This window comes from Flavobacterium sangjuense (assembly GCF_004797125.1).
Lineage (GTDB): Bacteria > Bacteroidota > Bacteroidia > Flavobacteriales > Flavobacteriaceae > Flavobacterium > Flavobacterium sangjuense.
The window spans coordinates 94,609-111,005 of the sequence record NZ_CP038810.1 but is presented as its reverse complement, the minus strand read 5'-3'; the positions used below and the strand labels follow the sequence as shown (position 1 = coordinate 111,005).

Below are 16,397 nucleotides of genomic sequence, written 5' to 3'. Positions count from 1 at the left end.
AATAGATTGGTTATATGAATTCATTATACTTTACAGAAGATCACGAATTATTTAGGAAGAGTTTACAAGATTTTTTGCAGAAAGAAGTTGTTCCTCATATTGAAAAATGGGAAAAAACAGGAACAATTGAAAGGTTCATCTGGAAGAAGTTTGGCGACATGGGTTTTTTCGGTTTAGCCTATCCTGAATCTTATGGCGGATTGAATTTAGATTTATTTTATACAGTTATTTTATTAGAAGAACTTCAAAAAATAAAATCTTCTGGTTTTGCTGCAGCCATTTGGGCACATGCCTATTTAGCAATGACGCATTTAAATGCCGAAGGTGATGAACGAATCAAGCAAGATTATTTAGTGCCAAGTATTTCCGGAGATAAGATAGGAGCATTATGTCTGACTGAACCTTTTGGTGGTAGTGATGTAGCGGGAATGAGAACAACAGCTATAAAAAGAGGAAATAAATATATCATAAACGGTTCTAAAACCTTTATTACAAATGGTGTTTATGCCGATTATTATGTAGTTGCTGCTAAGACAAGTCCGGACTTAGGAAACAAAGGAATCAGTATGTTTTTGATGGATACCAATCTAAAAGGAGTTTCGGCAACAAAGCTTGATAAATTGGGCTGGAGAGCTTCAGATACTGCAGAAATTGCATTTGATAATGTAGAAATTCCCGAAGAAAATTTGATGGGAGAAGAAGGAAAAGGTTTCCCGTATATCATGCAGCATTTCGCCTTAGAGCGATTAATCATGGCAATCAATGCCCATGCAAGAGCGGAGTATGCTATAGAATATACTATTGACTATATGTCTAATCGTGAAGCATTTGGTAGAACTATCGATAAATTTCAAGCGTTAAGACATACAATGGTTGACCATGCCACAGATGTAGAACATTGCAAAGTATTTAATTATGCTGCTGTTGCCCGATTAAATAAAGGGGAATACGTAGTAAAGGAAGCTACTATGGCCAAATTAAAATCTACTAAAGTAGCAGATGAAACTATTTACAGCTGTTTGCAAATGCTTGGTGGTTACGGCTATATGGAAGAATATCCGTTAGCTCGTTTGTTTAGAGATAGTCGTTTAGGGCCTATAGGAGGCGGGACTTCTGAAATTCTTAGAGAGATTTTATCAAAAATGATAATCGACAAACAAAACTATCAGCCAGCTGTGAAATAGAGTTAAGAAATAGATAAAAGAGCCAAGAAGCAAGATGTTTTTTGGCTCTTTGTTGTTTATGTCTTTATTCTTTGCTCTTTTTTCTTTGTTCTTTAAAAATAATTATTACTTTTGCACCCTTAACGAGAGGAGGTGTCTATATTATGTTAATTATACCAATTAAAGACGGAGAAAATATCGATAGAGCATTAAAGCGCTATAAAAGAAAATTTGATAAAACAGGAACTGTTCGTCAGTTGCGTTCGCGTCAGGCTTTCATTAAACCTTCAGTTGTTAGAAGAGCACAAGTTCAAAAAGCTGCTTACATTCAGAACATGAAAGACGGATTAGAAAGTTAGTCCCTAATTTTCTAAAAATATACTAACCGTTAGTAATTAAAGTTTCATAACTTTGATGCTAACGGTTTTTTTTATGGAAAATTCTAAAAATAAGTTTCATGATTATTTATTGTTGGAGAAAAACTATTCCCAACATACCGTTACGGCTTATATAAATGATATAGGTTTTTTTGAATCTTTTTTATCCAATGAATATGATGATGATAATTTACTTCGGGTGAATTACAACCAGATTCGCTCCTGGATAGTTTCGCTTTCTGATGATGGAATTTCAAACACTTCAATTAATCGAAAAATTTCTTCCTTAAAATCGTTTTATAAATTTCTGCTAAAGACAAAGCAAATAGAAGTAAGTCCGTTATTAAAACACAAAGCGCTAAAATCTCCCAAGAAAATTCAAATTCCCTTTTCGGAAAAAGAACTTGATTTAGTTTTAAATCAAATAACTTATAAAGAAGGTTTTGAAGGAATTAGGGATAAATTAATTATTGATTTATTTTATACAACAGGAATTCGTAGAACAGAACTTATAAATTTAAAAATCCAGAACGTAGACTTATCAAATAAAACAATCAAAGTTATCGGGAAAAGAAACAAAGAAAGAATTATTCCAATTTTAACAATAATTGAAGAACAGGTAAAAAAATATTTGTCTGAAAGGTCAAGTATACAAGATGTTAAAGAAGCGGATTATTTTTTTCTGTTAACAAATGGCGTTAAATTGAACGATTCGTTTGTTTATCGGCTAATAAATTATTACTTTAGTAATGTCTCAGAGAAGGTAAAGAAAAGTCCCCATATATTAAGGCATACTTTTGCAACTCACCTACTTAATAACGGGGCAGACATAAATTCAGTAAAGGAATTATTAGGACATTCTAGTTTAGCTTCGACACAAGTCTACACGCACAATAGTTTAGCGGAACTCCAAAAAGTCTATAATGGCGCGCATCCTAGAAATAAAAAGTAATTCCAAATGTTTAATTAATAAAATATTAAATTATGAAGGTAAGTGTTAATGCAGTTAACTTTACTGTTGACAGAAAGTTAGTAGATTTTATTCAAGAAAGATTGACTAAACTTGAAAAATTTTATGATAAAGTTGTCTCAGCTGACGTTTTTTTGAAGGTTGAAAAGACAAGTGATAAAGAAAATAAAGTAGTTGAGGTTAAAATTCATGTTCCGGGAGACGATTTTATGGTAAAAAAGCAATGCAAAACTTTCGAGGAAGCAATAGAGATTTCGGCAGAATCTTTAGAGCGATTATTGATTAAAAGAAAAGAAAAAATCAGAACACATATATAAAATAATTTTTTTCAAAAAATGTTTTGATTAAAAGACAAAAAGATATACATTTGCAGTCCGTTAGAAATAGCGGACTTTTTTTATTGATATTGCCAGCGTAGCTCAGTTGGCTAGAGCAGCTGATTTGTAATCAGCAGGTCGTGGGTTCGAGTCCCTCCGCCGGCTCTTTTTTTATTGAAATATGGTTAGGGGAGATACTCAAGCGGCCAACGAGGGCAGACTGTAAATCTGCTGTGAGAACTTCGCAGGTTCGAATCCTGCTCTCCCCACAAACTTTTGAATAAGAATTTTTATAAGCTTGCTTTGATAAAAATTTGTTTCAAAAGCTTGGTGTCGTCGGAATGACGATACAGGATCACCGAAGCAAAGCGAGGTAATCCAAAACTGGAAAATCAACTTCGTGTTGATAATCCAAAAAATTGGAATTTAGAAATAGGAATTTGGTTTTTTTCTGAATTCTAATATCTAACTTCTGGACTAGGCATCAGCCGACTTAGCTCAGGGGTAGAGTGCTTCCTTGGTAAGGAAGAGGTCACGGGTTCAATTCCCGTAGTTGGCTCAATTAAATTGAATATTGAACACTAATAAATATATATAACTAAGTTTAAAATTAATTAAAATGGCAAAAGAAAATTTTAACCGTAACAAGCCCCACTTAAACATCGGAACGATTGGGCACGTTGACCACGGAAAAACTACATTAACTGCAGCAATCACTAAAGTATTGTCTGATGCAGGATATTGTCAAGCAAAATCATTTGATCAAATTGATAATGCTCCAGAAGAAAAAGAAAGAGGTATTACTATTAATACATCACACGTAGAGTACGAAACTGCTAACCGTCACTATGCACACGTTGACTGTCCAGGTCACGCGGATTACGTGAAAAACATGGTTACTGGTGCTGCTCAAATGGACGGTGCTATCTTAGTAGTAGCTGCTACTGACGGACCAATGCCACAAACACGTGAGCACATCCTTTTAGGACGTCAGGTTGGTATTCCAAGAATCGTTGTATTCATGAATAAAGTGGATATGGTTGATGACGCGGAATTATTAGAATTAGTTGAAATGGAAATCAGAGACTTATTGTCTTTCTACGAATATGATGGAGATAATGGTCCTGTTATTCAAGGTTCAGCTTTAGGTGGATTGAATAATGACCCTGCTTGGGTACCAAAAATCATCGAATTAATGGCTGCTGTTGATGCATGGATTGAAGAACCAGTTCGTGATAACGCAAAACCATTCTTGATGCCAGTTGAGGACGTATTTACAATTACTGGTCGTGGTACTGTTGCTACAGGTCGTATCGAAACAGGAGTTGCTAATACAGGAGATCCAGTTGAAATCATTGGTATGGGAGCTGACAAATTAACTTCTACAATTACTGGAGTTGAGATGTTCCGTAAAATCCTTGACAGAGGTGAAGCTGGAGATAACGTAGGTTTATTGTTAAGAGGTGTTGATAAAGCTGATATCAAAAGAGGTATGGTTATTATTAAGCCAGGTTCAGTAAAACCACACGCTAAATTCAAAGCTGAGGTTTATATCTTGAAAAAAGAAGAAGGTGGTCGTCACACACCATTCCACAATAACTACCGTCCACAGTTCTACGTACGTACAACTGACGTAACTGGAGTTATTTCTTTACCAACAGGTGTAGAGATGGTAATGCCAGGTGATAACTTAACTATTGATGTTGCTTTATTAAGCCCAATCGCTATGAACGTAGGTTTACGTTTCGCTATCCGTGAAGGTGGTAGAACAGTTGGTGCTGGTCAGGTAACTGAAATAGTAGCATAATTATAAAATAAATAAGAATCCAGCAGAGGAACATTGGTTTCTCTGCTGTTTTTTAGTAATAATCAACGGGCGTAGTTCAAGGGTAGAATAGCGGTCTCCAAAACCGTTGATGGGGGTTCGAATCCCTCCGCCCGTGCAAAAATAAAAATACAATGACAAAAGTTGTTAATTATATATCAGAAGCATTTGACGAATTAAAATCAAATGTTACTTGGCCGGAATGGGCTGAAGTACAACGTCTCACAATTATTGTGGCTGTTTTTTCAGTAGTTTTTGCCTTGGCAACATGGGGTGTTGATGAAATGTGTGCAAAAGCAATTGCTGGGATTTTTAATTTGATTAAATCATAAATTTCTCTGAAATGGCAGATAATAATGTAAAAAAATGGTATGTGGTTCGTGCTGTAAGTGGACAAGAAAATAAAGTCAAAGCTTACATCGAAACAGAAATCAATAGATTAGGAATGTCGGATTACGTATCTCAGGTTCTTGTTCCTACTGAAAAAGTAGTTCAGGTAAGAGATGGTAAAAAAATAGCTAAGGATAAAGTTTATTTTCCCGGTTATGTAATGATTGAAGCTAATCTTGTTGGTGAGATACCTCATATTATCAAATCGATTACCAGTGTAATTGGTTTTTTAGGTGAAGTAAAAGGTGGAGAACCTGTGCCATTAAGAATGTCAGAAGTGAATAGAATGTTAGGTAAAGTTGATGAATTAGCTGTTAACACAGATACTCAGGCAATACCTTTCAAAATTGATGAAACAATTAAGGTTATTGATGGACCTTTCAATGGATTCAACGGAACTATTGAAAAAATCAATGAAGAAAAGCGTAAGCTGGAAGTGATGGTGAAAATCTTCGGAAGAAAAACACCATTAGAATTGAGCTTTATGCAAGTTGAAAAAGTATAATTTGTTACACTATTATAAACCGCAATAATTTGCTTCCACAGATTATTGTAAATTTTTAAAAAACAATGGCTAAAGAGATTAGTAAAGTAGTTAAACTACAAGTTAAGGGAGGTGCTGCGAACCCGTCGCCACCGGTTGGACCTGCTCTGGGAGCTGCTGGTGTTAATATCATGGAGTTCTGTAAGCAATTTAATGCTAGAACACAAGATCAACCTGGCAAAGTGTTACCGGTACAAATTACCGTGTATAAAGACAAATCGTTCGATTTTGTTGTAAAAACTCCACCTGCTGCTATTCAATTAATGGATGCTGCTAAATTGAAATCTGGTTCAGGCGAGCCTAACAGAAAAAAAGTTGCTAACGTAACTTGGGATCAAATTAAAGGAATCGCTGAAGACAAGATGGTTGATTTAAATGCTTTCACAATTGAATCTGCGATGAGCATGATTGCTGGAACAGCTAGATCTATGGGTATAACTGTAACTGGAGATTCTCCTCTAAACAAAGGATAAGACATGGCAAAATTGACAAAAAAACAAAAAGAAGCTGCTTCAAAAATTGAGAAAAACAAACTATATTCTTTAAAAGACGCTTCGTCTTTATTGAAAGTTGTTGCTTCTGCAAAATTTGATGAGTCAGTAGATATTGCTGTTCGTTTAGGAGTTGATCCAAGAAAAGCAAATCAAATGGTAAGAGGTGTTGTTACACTTCCTCATGGTACAGGAAAAGATATTAAAGTATTAGCTTTAGTAACTCCGGATAAAGAAGCAGAAGCGAAAGCTGCTGGTGCTGACCACGTAGGATTGGACGATTACCTTCAAAAAATTAAAGATGGTTGGACAGATGTTGATGTAATCATCACGATGCCTGCTATTATGGGTAAATTAGGTCCATTAGGACGTGTGTTAGGTCCAAGAGGCTTAATGCCAAACCCTAAAACTGGAACAGTAACCATGGAAATTGGTAAAGCTGTTGCTGAAGTAAAAGCAGGTAAAATCGACTTTAAAGTTGATAAAACCGGTATCGTTCACGCAGGAATTGGAAGAATCTCTTTTGAATCTGACAAACTTGTTGACAACGCACACGAAATTATTCAAACACTACTTAAATTAAAACCAACTGCAGCTAAAGGTACTTACATCAAGTCAATTCACTTGTCTAGTACTATGAGTCCTGCTATTGCTTTAGATCCTAAAGCGGTATAATTTAGTTAAACAAATTTTATTATGACAAGAGAAGAAAAATCAATCGCGATAGAAGATTTAACTGCAAAGTTGGCTAATGCAAATGTAGTTTACATTGCTGATACTTCAGGATTGAATGCTGAAACAACCTCTAACTTGAGAAGAACTTGCTTTAAAGCAGGTATCAAATTAGAAGTAGTTAAAAATACTTTGCTTGAAAAAGCAATGGAAGCTTCAAGTAATAATTATGGTGATTTGGCAAGTGTATTAAAAGGTAACTCTTCAATTTTTATTGCAGATATCGCTAATGCACCGGCAAAAATTATCAAAGATTTCAGAAAAAAATCAGATAAACCAGCTTTCAAAGGAGCTTACATCAATGGTGAAATTTACATCGGAGATAACCTTATCGATAGCTTGGCTTCATTGAAATCGAAAGAAGAAGTTATTGGAGAAATCATTGGATTACTTCAATCTCCTGCAAAACGTGTTATTGCAGCATTATTAAACAATGCAGAGCAAAAAGGCGAAACAGCAGAATAATTAGAGCAGACTAAAAAAATAATAATTAAAGAACATTTTAAACGATAGAAAAAATGGCAGATTTGAAACAATTCGCAGAAACGTTAGTTAACCTTACAGTAAAAGAAGTTAACGATTTAGCTACAATATTAAAAGATGAGTATGGTATCGAACCAGCTGCTGCAGCTGTAGTAGTTGCTGCTGGTGGTGGAGATGCTGGTGCTGGTGCTGAAGAGCAAACAGAATTCACAGTAGTACTTAAAGAAGCTGGTGCTTCTAAATTAGCTGTTGTAAAAGCAGTAAAAGAATTAACAGGTTTAGGTTTGAAAGAAGCTAAAGATCTTGTTGACGGTGCACCATCAAACATCAAAGAAGGAGTTACTAAAGCAGAAGCTGAAGGTTTGAAAAAATCTTTAGAAGAAGCTGGAGCTGTTGTTGAATTAAAGTAATTCAACCCCGGTTTTAGAACTAGGTTTAGGCCTTGGACAAACGCGTCCAAGGGCCTAAACCATTTTTCGTATAATAAAATTATATCCAGTTTTATTAGTAATACGAAAAATTTTTGATCGATAACGAAGAAAAAAATTGAGCGAACTTGGTTCATTTTAAAGATGTATCGATTACAAAAAGAAAGTATGGATTGATCCGTGTTTTTACACAAAAAATTACTTTTTTTTAATCAAAATTTTGTCAATTGATGATAACAAATCAGACCGAAAGATTGAATTTTGCCTCTACTAAAAACATACCACAGTATCCGGATTTTCTGGATGTTCAGGTAAAATCTTTTCAAGATTTCTTCCAATTGGAAACGAAATCAGACGAAAGAGGCAACGAAGGGTTATACAACACCTTCATGGAAAACTTTCCAATTACTGATACAAGAAACCAATTTGTATTGGAATTTCTAGATTATTTTGTTGACCCACCACGTTACACAATTCAAGAGTGTATCGAAAGAGGTTTAACATATAGTGTGCCTTTGAAAGCACGTCTAAAACTTTATTGTACAGATCCGGAACACGAGGATTTTGAAACTATCGTACAGGATGTTTATTTAGGAACTATTCCTTACATGACGCCAAGCGGTACTTTTGTAATCAATGGTGCTGAGCGTGTAGTAGTTTCTCAATTACACCGTTCACCTGGAGTTTTCTTTGGTCAAAGTTTCCATGCCAATGGTACGAAGTTATATTCAGCAAGAGTAATTCCTTTTAAAGGATCTTGGATTGAATTTGCTACGGATATCAACAGCGTAATGTATGCGTACATTGATAGAAAGAAAAAATTACCTGTAACGACTTTATTCCGTGCAATCGGTTTCGAAAGAGATAAGGATATCCTTGAGATTTTCGACCTTGCTGAGGAAATTAAAGTTTCTAAAACAGGACTTAAAAAATATATTGGTAGAAAGTTAGCTGCGAGAGTATTGAATACTTGGCACGAAGATTTCGTGGATGAAGATTCAGGAGAAGTAGTTTCTATCGAGCGTAACGAAATTATCCTTGATAGAGATACCATTATCGATAAAGATAATGTGGAAGAAATCATCGATTCTAACGTTAAATCTATTTTGTTACATAAAGAAGATGCTAATCAAGGCGATTATGCAATCATCCATAACACGTTACAAAAAGATCCAACAAACTCTGAAAAAGAAGCCGTTGAGCATATCTACAGACAATTGCGTAATGCAGAACCGCCTGATGAAGAAACTGCTCGTGGTATTATAGATAAATTGTTCTTCTCTGACCAACGTTATAACTTAGGTGAAGTTGGTCGTTACAGAATGAACAAGAAACTTGGTTTGGATATCCCAATGGAAAAGCAAGTGCTTACCAAAGAAGATATCATCACCATTGTAAAATATTTGATTGAGTTAATTAATGCGAAAGCAGATATTGATGATATCGATCACTTATCAAACCGTCGTGTTAGAACAGTTGGAGAACAATTGTCACAACAATTCGGTGTTGGTTTAGCGCGTATGGCTCGTACTATCCGTGAGAGAATGAACGTTAGAGATAACGAGGTGTTTACACCAATCGATTTGATTAATGCTAAAACATTATCATCAGTTATCAACTCTTTCTTTGGAACGAACCAGTTATCTCAATTCATGGATCAAACGAATCCACTAGCTGAGATTACGCACAAAAGAAGATTATCAGCACTTGGACCAGGTGGACTTTCAAGAGAAAGAGCAGGATTTGAGGTACGTGACGTTCACTATACGCACTACGGAAGACTTTGCCCAATTGAAACTCCTGAGGGACCAAACATTGGACTTATTTCGTCACTTGGTGTTTACGCTAAAGTTAACGGAATGGGATTCATTGAAACTCCTTATCGTGAAGTTAAAAATGGTGTAGTTGATTTAAATGCTGAGCCAATTTACTTAAGCGCTGAAGAAGAAGAAGGAAAAATGATTGCTCAGGCAAACATCGAAATGGATGCTAAAGGAAAAATTACTGCTGATAAAGTTATTGCCCGTGAAGAAGGTGATTTCCCGGTAGTTGATCCAAATCAAGTTCACTATACAGACGTTGCGCCTAATCAAATTGCATCGATTTCGGCTTCATTGATTCCTTTCTTGGAGCATGATGATGCGAACCGTGCGTTGATGGGATCAAACATGATGCGTCAGGCTGTGCCATTGTTACGTCCTGAAGCACCAATCGTTGGAACCGGTTTAGAGCAACAAGTAGCTTCTGATTCAAGAGTATTGATTAATGCTGAAGGAGAAGGAACTGTAGAATACGTTGATGCTAATATGATTACTATCAAGTATGACAGAACTGAAGCGGAAAGAATGGTAAGTTTTGACCCAGATGAAAAAACATACCAATTAATCAAATTCAGAAAAACGAATCAAAGTACATCTATCAACTTGAAACCTATCGTTAGAAAAGGTGACAGAGTTAAATTAGGTCAAGTACTTTGTGAAGGATATGCAACGCAAAATGGAGAGTTAGCTTTAGGTAGAAACCTTAAAGTTGCCTTTATGCCTTGGAAAGGGTATAACTTCGAGGATGCGATTGTGATTTCTGAAAAAGTAGTTCGTGATGATATTTTCACTTCTATCCACGTTGATGATTATTCTTTGGAAGTTAGAGATACTAAATTAGGTAACGAAGAGTTAACTAATGATATTCCTAACGTTTCTGAAGAAGCAACTAAAGATTTAGATGAAAACGGAATGATTAGAATTGGTGCCGAAGTTAAACCTGGCGACATCCTAATCGGAAAAATTACACCAAAAGGAGAATCAGATCCAACTCCGGAAGAAAAACTTTTAAGAGCTATCTTTGGTGATAAAGCTGGTGACGTAAAAGATGCTTCATTAAAAGCTTCTCCATCATTGCACGGTGTAGTTTTAGATAAAAAATTATTCGCAAGAGCAGTAAAAGATAAAAAGAAAAGAACCAAGGATAAAGATGATTTGACATCTTTAGAAATGGAATTCGAAACCAAATTTGTTGATTTAAAAGACAAATTAGTAGAGAAACTTTTCACTATCGTAAACGGAAAAACATCACAAGGTGTAATGAACGATTTAGGAGAAGAAGTTTTACCAAAAGGTAAAAAATACACTCTTAAAATGTTACACGCTGTTGAAGATTTCGCTCACTTAACAAAAGGACAATGGGTTGCAGATGAAGAGTCAAATACGTTAGTAAACGACTTAATTCACAACTACAAAATCAAATTAAACGATTTACAAGGTGCTTTAAGAAGAGAGAAATTTACCATCACTGTTGGAGATGAATTACCTGCCGGTATCTTGAAACTTGCTAAAGTTTACATCGCTAAGAAACGTAAACTGAAAGTGGGTGATAAAATGGCTGGACGTCACGGAAACAAAGGTATTGTAGCTCGTATCGTTCGTCATGAAGATATGCCATTCCTTGAAGACGGAACGCCGGTTGATATCGTATTGAATCCACTTGGTGTGCCTTCTCGTATGAACATCGGACAGATTTATGAAACGGTTCTTGGTTGGGCTGGAATGAACTTGGGTAGAAAATTTGCTACACCAATTTTTGACGGAGCAACTTTAGATCAAATCAATGAATTGACTGATGAAGCCGGAATTCCACGTTTTGGTCATACATATTTGTATGATGGTGGTACCGGAGAGCGTTTTCATCAGGCAGCAACTGTCGGAGTTATCTATATGTTGAAACTTGGACATATGGTTGATGATAAAATGCACGCACGTTCTATTGGTCCATACTCTCTTATTACACAACAACCATTGGGTGGTAAAGCTCAATTTGGAGGTCAGCGTTTTGGAGAAATGGAGGTTTGGGCACTTGAAGCTTATGGAGCATCAAGTACGCTTAGAGAAATTTTGACTGTTAAATCGGATGACGTTATTGGTAGAGCTAAAACTTACGAAGCTATCGTTAAGGGAGAAACTATGCCGGAACCAGGATTGCCAGAATCATTCAATGTATTGATGCATGAATTGAAAGGTCTTGGATTAGACATCAGATTAGAAGAATAAAGGGAATCGGTGTTCAGCCTTAATTTATTTGAGGCTGAATACTTATTTATTAATAAGTTTTTAAAGATTTATACCCGTAAACCGTTCCGATTTTTTATTAAACCTTTTGGTTTTTATAACTAGCACTTCAAGATGAAAGAGGCTTGAGGTTTAGAGAAGTAATTCGAGGTAGTAGCTGAATGAAATACTCTCTTTTTGAGAGGAAAATCATAAATCTAAAATTCAATTTTAATTGCAAATAAATCAATAGTAAAAACTATGATGAATAATAGAAATAATAGTAGAGATCCTAAAAACACAATCAAGAGATTTGACAGAATTTCAATTGGATTAGCATCTCCGGAATCTATCTTGGCGGAGTCAAGAGGTGAGGTTCTGAAACCGGAAACAATCAATTATAGAACTCACAAACCAGAACGTGATGGTCTTTTCTGCGAAAGAATTTTTGGTCCTGTAAAGGATTTTGAATGTGCTTGTGGAAAATACAAAAGAATCCGTTATAAAGGAATTGTTTGTGACCGTTGTGGTGTTGAAGTTACTGAGAAAAAAGTACGTAGAGACAGAGTTGGACACATCAATCTTGTTGTGCCAATCGCTCATATCTGGTACTTCCGTTCGTTACCAAACAAAATTGGATACATTCTTGGTTTGCCATCTAAGAAATTAGATATGATTATCTACTACGAAAGATATGTAGTAATCCAAGCTGGTATTGCCACTAATGCAGAAGGCGAACCATTACAAAGATTAGATTTCTTAACAGAAGAAGAATACTTGAACATTCTTGATTCTCTTCCACAGGAAAATCAATATTTAGATGATTTTGATCCAAATAAATTCGTTGCCAAAATGGGAGCTGAATGTATTATGGACTTATTAGCAAGAACCGATTTAAATGAATTGTCATACGAATTGCGTCACGCTGCTAACAATGAAACTTCTAAGCAAAGAAAAACTGAAGCATTAAAAAGATTACAGGTAGTTGAGTCATTCCGTGATTCAAATAACAACAGAGAAAATCGTCCTGAATGGATGATTATGAAGGTTGTTCCTGTTATCCCGCCAGAATTACGTCCGTTGGTGCCGCTTGATGGTGGTCGTTTCGCGACTTCAGATTTGAATGATTTGTACAGAAGAGTTATCATCCGTAACAATCGTTTGAAAAGACTTATGGAGATTAAAGCTCCTGAAGTTATCTTGAGAAACGAAAAACGTATGTTGCAGGAATCAGTAGATTCATTATTTGACAACACACGTAAAGCTTCTGCAGTTAAAACAGAATCAAACAGACCATTAAAATCTCTTTCTGATTCATTGAAAGGAAAACAAGGTCGTTTCCGTCAAAACTTATTAGGAAAACGTGTGGATTATTCTGCTCGTTCGGTAATTGTTGTTGGACCTGAAATGAAATTGTTCGAATGTGGTTTGCCAAAAGATATGGCTGCTGAACTATACAAACCATTCGTTATTCGTAAATTAATCGAAAGAGGAATCGTTAAAACAGTTAAGTCTGCTAAGAAAATCATTGACAAAAAAGAGCCTGTAGTTTGGGATATCCTTGAAAATGTAATCAAAGGACATCCTGTAATGCTTAACCGTGCTCCTACTTTGCACAGATTAGGAATCCAGGCGTTCCAGCCAAAACTTATTGAAGGAAAAGCAATCCAATTGCACCCATTAGTATGTACGGCTTTTAACGCGGATTTTGATGGTGACCAGATGGCGGTTCACTTGCCACTTGGACCAGAAGCTATTCTTGAGTGTCAGTTGTTAATGTTGGCTTCTCATAATATCCTTAACCCTGCGAATGGTGCGCCAATTACGGTTCCATCTCAGGACATGGTTTTGGGTCTTTATTATATGACCAAAGAAAGATTGACTACTCCTGAAATGAAAATTTTAGGTGAAGGTTTGACATTCTATTCTGCTGAAGAAGTAAACATTGCTTTGAATGAAGGAAAATTAGAATTGAACGCTCGTGTTAAAATCAGAGCTAAAGATTTTAATGAGAATGGAGAATTAGTATACAAAATCATCCAAACTACTGCGGGTAGAGTATTATTTAACGAAGTAGTACCAGCTGCAGCAGGATATATCAATGAAGTATTGACTAAAAAATCTTTACGTGACATTATCGGAAAAATCCTTGCAGTAACTGATGTTCCTACAACGGCAGCTTTCCTTGATGAAATGAAAGATATGGGATACAAATTCGCTTTCAAAGGTGGTTTGTCATTCTCATTAGGTGATATTAGAATTCCGGAGCAAAAAACACAATTGATTGCTGATGCACGTGTTCAGGTTGAAGGAATTTCTATGAACTATAACATGGGTCTTATTACCAATAACGAACGTTACAACCAGGTTATTGATATTTGGACTTCTGCAAATGCTCAATTGACTGAGTTAGCAATGAAAAACATTAGAGAAGACCAACAAGGTTTCAACTCAGTGTATATGATGCTTGACTCTGGAGCAAGGGGTTCTAAAGAACAAATCCGTCAGTTAACCGGTATGCGTGGTTTGATGGCTAAGCCAAAAAAATCAACTGCTGGTGGTGGAGAAATTATTGAAAACCCGATTCTTTCTAACTTTAAGGAAGGTCTTTCTATCTTAGAATACTTTATCTCTACGCACGGTGCTCGTAAAGGATTAGCGGATACCGCTTTGAAAACAGCTGATGCTGGTTATTTGACTCGTAGATTACATGACGTTTCTCAAGACGTAATTGTAAACTCTGTAGATTGTGGTACGTTAAGAGGAATTGATGTTTCTGCCTTGAAGAAAAACGAAGAAATCGTTGAAACTTTAGGAGAAAGAATCCTTGGACGTGTTGCATTGCAAGATGTAATCAATCCATTGAATAACGAAATATTAGTTCACTCTGGTGAGCAAATTACCGAAGCTATTGTTAAAGCTATTGAAGAATCACCTATCGAAAGAGTAGATGTTCGTTCGCCTTTAACTTGTGAAGCTAAAAAAGGTATTTGTGCTAAATGTTACGGAAGAAACTTGGCAACAGGTAAAATGACTCAAAAAGGTGAAGCTGTAGGTGTAATTGCCGCACAGTCAATTGGAGAGCCGGGTACACAGTTGACACTTCGTACATTCCACGTTGGTGGAGTTGCGGGTGGAGTTTCAGAAGAATCTACTATTGTAGCAAGATTTGGAGGAAGACTTGAAATCGAAGATTTGAAAACGGTTGTTGGAGAAGATGCAGACGGAGAAAAAGTTGACATCGTAGTTTCTCGTTCAACTGAATTGAAATTAATTGATGCTAAAACAGGTATCTTATTGAGTACGCATAACATTCCTTATGGTTCTGTTATCAATGTAAAAGATGGTGATACTGTTGAAAAAGGAGCTACTATTTGTAAATGGGATCCATATAATGGTGTAATCGTTTCTGAATTTACAGGAAAAATTGCTTACGAAGATTTAGAGCAAGGACAATCATTCCAAGTTGAAATCGATGAGCAAACAGGTTTCCAGGAAAAAGTAATTTCGGAAGGAAGAAATAAAAAATTAATCCCAACCTTATTGGTTTACGGTAAAGACGGAGAATTAATCCGTTCTTATAACTTACCAGTTGGAGCTCACCTTATGGTTGAAGATGGAGAGAAAATTAAAGCAGGTAAAATCCTTGTGAAAATTCCTCGTCGTTCTTCAAAAGCGGGAGATATCACAGGAGGTTTACCAAGAATTACCGAGTTATTAGAAGCTCGTAATCCTTCAAACCCAGCGGTAGTTTCTGAAATCGATGGTGTAGTTTCTTTTGGAAAAATCAAAAGAGGTAACCGTGAGATTGTAATCGAATCTAAATTTGGTGAGGTTAAGAAATACTTAGTGAAATTATCAAGTCAAATCCTGGTTCAGGAGAATGACTTCGTAAAAGCGGGTGTGCCTTTATCAGACGGAGCTATTACACCGGAAGATATCTTGAGAATTCAAGGACCATCAGCTGTTCAACAGTATTTGGTTAATGAAATTCAAGAAGTATACCGTTTACAAGGGGTAAAAATCAATGACAAACACTTTGAAGTTGTTATCCGTCAGATGATGCGTAAAGTAAGAGTGGAAGATCCGGGAGATACTTTATTCCTTGAAGAGCAATTAATCCATACAGCTGATTTCTTAGTTGAGAATGATAAATTGTACGGAATGAAAGTGGTAGAAGATGCAGGTGATTCGGAAGTGTTAAAACCAGGTCAGATTGTTTCTCCACGTGAATTGCGTGATGAAAATTCTTTATTGAAACGTAATGATAAAAATCAGGTTGTTGCTCGTGATGTAATTACGGCTACTGCAACTCCGGTGTTACAAGGTATTACCAGAGCATCGTTACAAACTAAATCATTTATCTCTGCGGCATCGTTCCAAGAGACTACAAAAGTATTAAACGAAGCAGCAGTTGCTGGTAAAGTAGATACGCTTGAAGGTCTTAAAGAAAATGTTATCGTTGGACATAGAATTCCTGCAGGTACAGGTATGAGAGATTACGATCATACTATTGTAGGTTCTAAAGAAGACTATAACGAGATTATGGCTAGTAAAGAAGAGTACATTTATTAATCAGTAGATTAATAGTTAAATAAATAAAAGCCACTATTTTAAATTTTAAATTAGTGGCTTTT

The 16,397-nt window shown here is 35.9% G+C and carries 13 protein-coding genes and 4 tRNA genes; all 17 read left to right on the top strand.

Translation table 11 applies throughout. The annotated features are described in order from the left end of the window. Nucleotides 1-14: 14 nt before the first annotated feature. The 17 genes from GS03_RS00425 to rpoC all read left to right on the top strand — a co-directional run bounded on the left by GS03_RS00425 (nucleotide 15) and on the right by rpoC (nucleotide 16,335). Nucleotides 15-1,184 (top strand): acyl-CoA dehydrogenase family protein, encoded by a 1,170-nt coding sequence (locus tag GS03_RS00425; RefSeq protein ID WP_136150611.1) that lies wholly within the window; start codon nucleotides 15-17, stop codon nucleotides 1,182-1,184. 143 nt (nucleotides 1,185-1,327) lie between these two features. After that, on the top strand, nucleotides 1,328-1,522 hold the full coding sequence (rpsU, locus tag GS03_RS00420; RefSeq protein ID WP_136150610.1) for a 30S ribosomal protein S21: 195 nt from the start codon (nucleotides 1,328-1,330) through the stop codon (nucleotides 1,520-1,522). 73 nt (nucleotides 1,523-1,595) lie between these two features. Continuing rightward, a complete protein-coding gene (locus GS03_RS00415) occupies nucleotides 1,596-2,492 on the top strand; it encodes a tyrosine-type recombinase/integrase (RefSeq protein WP_136150609.1) in 897 nt (298 codons plus the stop codon). A 32-nt stretch (nucleotides 2,493-2,524) separates the two neighbouring features. Continuing rightward, a complete protein-coding gene (gene hpf / locus GS03_RS00410; protein ID WP_136150608.1) occupies nucleotides 2,525-2,827 on the top strand; it encodes a ribosome hibernation-promoting factor, HPF/YfiA family in 303 nt (100 codons plus the stop codon). Nucleotides 2,828-2,918: 91 nt separating this feature from the next. Further along, nucleotides 2,919-2,992: transfer RNA gene (locus GS03_RS00405), tRNA-Thr, on the top strand. A 23-nt stretch (nucleotides 2,993-3,015) separates the two neighbouring features. Next, a tRNA-Tyr gene (locus tag GS03_RS00400) sits at nucleotides 3,016-3,096 on the top strand. Nucleotides 3,097-3,314: 218 nt separating this feature from the next. Further along, nucleotides 3,315-3,386: transfer RNA gene (locus GS03_RS00395), tRNA-Thr, on the top strand. Nucleotides 3,387-3,446: 60 nt separating this feature from the next. Beyond that, nucleotides 3,447-4,634 (top strand): elongation factor Tu, encoded by a 1,188-nt coding sequence (tuf, locus tag GS03_RS00390; protein ID WP_136150607.1) that lies wholly within the window; start codon nucleotides 3,447-3,449, stop codon nucleotides 4,632-4,634. A gap of 65 nt (nucleotides 4,635-4,699) precedes the next feature. Further along, nucleotides 4,700-4,770, top strand: a tRNA-Trp gene (locus GS03_RS00385). Between the two features lie 16 nt (nucleotides 4,771-4,786). Beyond that, nucleotides 4,787-4,984: a preprotein translocase subunit SecE gene (gene secE, locus GS03_RS00380; RefSeq protein WP_136150606.1), complete on the top strand. Its 198-nt coding sequence runs from the start codon at nucleotides 4,787-4,789 to the stop codon at nucleotides 4,982-4,984. An 11-nt stretch (nucleotides 4,985-4,995) separates the two neighbouring features. Beyond that, nucleotides 4,996-5,547 carry a transcription termination/antitermination protein NusG gene (nusG, locus tag GS03_RS00375; protein ID WP_136150605.1) on the top strand — a complete coding sequence of 184 codons (552 nt, stop codon included), beginning with the start codon at nucleotides 4,996-4,998 and terminating at the stop codon, nucleotides 5,545-5,547. 65 nt (nucleotides 5,548-5,612) lie between these two features. Next, nucleotides 5,613-6,059, top strand: a complete 447-nt coding sequence (gene rplK, locus GS03_RS00370; RefSeq protein WP_136150604.1) for a 50S ribosomal protein L11 — start codon at nucleotides 5,613-5,615, stop codon at nucleotides 6,057-6,059. Nucleotides 6,060-6,062: 3 nt separating this feature from the next. Beyond that, the gene (gene rplA, locus GS03_RS00365) at nucleotides 6,063-6,752 is read left to right on the top strand and encodes a 50S ribosomal protein L1 (protein WP_136150603.1); all 690 of its coding nucleotides are present in this window, start codon (nucleotides 6,063-6,065) and stop codon (nucleotides 6,750-6,752) included. Between the two features lie 21 nt (nucleotides 6,753-6,773). Continuing rightward, nucleotides 6,774-7,274, top strand: coding sequence for a 50S ribosomal protein L10 (gene rplJ / locus GS03_RS00360; protein ID WP_136150602.1), 501 nt, complete (start codon nucleotides 6,774-6,776; stop codon nucleotides 7,272-7,274). A 53-nt stretch (nucleotides 7,275-7,327) separates the two neighbouring features. Then, on the top strand, nucleotides 7,328-7,702 hold the full coding sequence (gene rplL, locus GS03_RS00355; RefSeq protein WP_136150601.1) for a 50S ribosomal protein L7/L12: 375 nt from the start codon (nucleotides 7,328-7,330) through the stop codon (nucleotides 7,700-7,702). 248 nt (nucleotides 7,703-7,950) lie between these two features. Further along, the gene (gene rpoB / locus GS03_RS00350) at nucleotides 7,951-11,763 is read left to right on the top strand and encodes a DNA-directed RNA polymerase subunit beta (RefSeq protein WP_136150600.1); all 3,813 of its coding nucleotides are present in this window, start codon (nucleotides 7,951-7,953) and stop codon (nucleotides 11,761-11,763) included. A 258-nt stretch (nucleotides 11,764-12,021) separates the two neighbouring features. Then, a complete protein-coding gene (rpoC, locus tag GS03_RS00345) occupies nucleotides 12,022-16,335 on the top strand; it encodes a DNA-directed RNA polymerase subunit beta' (protein WP_136150599.1) in 4,314 nt (1,437 codons plus the stop codon). Nucleotides 16,336-16,397: the final 62 nt, after the last annotated feature.

Excerpts from the sequence above, each read along its gene's own strand:
- secE (WP_136150606.1), top strand. The coding sequence starts at position 4,787 with ATGACAAAAGTTGTTAATTATATATCAGAAGCATTTGACGAATTAAAA.
- nusG (WP_136150605.1), top strand. The coding sequence starts at position 4,996 with ATGGCAGATAATAATGTAAAAAAATGGTATGTGGTTCGTGCTGTAAGT.
- rpsU (WP_136150610.1), top strand. The coding sequence starts at position 1,328 with ATGTTAATTATACCAATTAAAGACGGAGAAAATATCGATAGAGCATTA.
- hpf (WP_136150608.1), top strand. The coding sequence starts at position 2,525 with ATGAAGGTAAGTGTTAATGCAGTTAACTTTACTGTTGACAGAAAGTTA.
- rpoB (WP_136150600.1), top strand. The coding sequence starts at position 7,951 with ATGATAACAAATCAGACCGAAAGATTGAATTTTGCCTCTACTAAAAAC.
- GS03_RS00425 (WP_136150611.1), top strand. The coding sequence starts at position 15 with ATGAATTCATTATACTTTACAGAAGATCACGAATTATTTAGGAAGAGT.
- tuf (WP_136150607.1), top strand. The coding sequence starts at position 3,447 with ATGGCAAAAGAAAATTTTAACCGTAACAAGCCCCACTTAAACATCGGA.
- rplL (WP_136150601.1), top strand. The coding sequence starts at position 7,328 with ATGGCAGATTTGAAACAATTCGCAGAAACGTTAGTTAACCTTACAGTA.
- GS03_RS00415 (WP_136150609.1), top strand. The coding sequence starts at position 1,596 with ATGGAAAATTCTAAAAATAAGTTTCATGATTATTTATTGTTGGAGAAA.
- rplJ (WP_136150602.1), top strand. The coding sequence starts at position 6,774 with ATGACAAGAGAAGAAAAATCAATCGCGATAGAAGATTTAACTGCAAAG.
- rplA (WP_136150603.1), top strand. The coding sequence starts at position 6,063 with ATGGCAAAATTGACAAAAAAACAAAAAGAAGCTGCTTCAAAAATTGAG.
- rpoC (WP_136150599.1), top strand. The coding sequence starts at position 12,022 with ATGATGAATAATAGAAATAATAGTAGAGATCCTAAAAACACAATCAAG.
- rplK (WP_136150604.1), top strand. The coding sequence starts at position 5,613 with ATGGCTAAAGAGATTAGTAAAGTAGTTAAACTACAAGTTAAGGGAGGT.